1 protein-coding gene and 1 pseudogene are annotated in these 958 nt (G+C 63.3%); one reads left to right on the top strand and one right to left on the bottom strand.

Annotated elements, in window-relative coordinates:
- Window positions 1-299 (bottom strand): annotated as a pseudogene (locus tag C6P61_RS17540) (hypothetical protein); the annotation flags it as partial.
- Between the two features lie 184 nt (window positions 300-483).
- Between C6P61_RS17540 and C6P61_RS18025 the strand changes: the two are divergent.
- On the top strand, window positions 484-756 hold the full coding sequence (locus tag C6P61_RS18025) for a hypothetical protein (protein ID WP_170067415.1): 273 nt from the start codon (window positions 484-486) through the stop codon (window positions 754-756).
- Window positions 757-958 lie beyond the last annotated feature (202 nt).

The following is a 958-nucleotide window of genomic DNA, read 5'->3' as shown; positions in this document are numbered from 1 at the left end:
AGCCACTGCCACTCGGCCGAGTTGAGCTGCAGAGATCGGGTTTCAGCCTGGACCCCTCGCAACACCAGGTGCCCCCAGAGTGGCCGACCATCCTGCGTGGCGTCCTCACGGTAAGGCCAGCGCCGCCTGGACACGTCCGGCTCCAGTGTTCGTGCCCACAGCATTTCCCCGAAGACCAGCAGCGCTCCCTGGTTGGAACGCATCAGCTGCGCGATTTCCACCGGATCGCACGAGGCCATGAACTGGCGAACCCAGTGTCCGGAATCCCTGGCGACATGACGGCGCAGGTAGCGTTGCATCGCACGATAGACCCAGGTGACCGGTTCATCATGCCAGTAGCGATTCGCCTCTGGCTGCAGCCATTGTCTTCATTGGCGTAGGGTGACATGATGGAAGTTGATTGATCTTCGAATCAGTTTTCGACAGGGGGGTTCTGTGCGTATCTGCAAAAAAATTGTCATATCGGAATTCTTGGCTTTGGGTGTGTCCGTTGCGGTAGCCCAAACGGGGCCTGGTGCCGGCGGAGGACCGGGCAAGGGCCCAAACTGGAACAGCGACAACACGCCGGGCTGGTCGCTCATGACGCCCGAGGAGCGCGAGGCGCACCGGCAGCGCATGGCCGCCATGAAGAACCGCGAGGAATGCCAGGCCTACATAGCCAAGCATCACGAACAGATGGCAGCACGCGCCAAGGAGCAAGGCCGCAAGGCGCTGGCCAAGTCGAGGCGTGATCCCTGCGCAGGCATCCAACCTTGACGAAAAACTGGAGAGGAACATCATGAAACGAACTTCTTGGCCCCTTGCACTGTTGCTGACCGTTGCCATTGGAGTTGGTGGCGCGGCCTCGGCGGCAGGGCATGGTGGTGGATCAGGCGGCAGCGGGGCGGGCGGCTCCGGATCCGGTGGTGCAGGTTCTGGCTCGGCGGGGGGTGGGGGGGGCGCCGGCGGCGGGGCGCGG

It is taken from the genome of Malikia spinosa (assembly GCF_002980625.1).
Taxonomy (GTDB): Bacteria; Pseudomonadota; Gammaproteobacteria; order Burkholderiales; family Burkholderiaceae_C; genus Malikia; species Malikia spinosa.
Note: the sequence above shows the minus strand (reverse complement) of the source record. Positions and strands in the feature narration are given on the sequence as shown.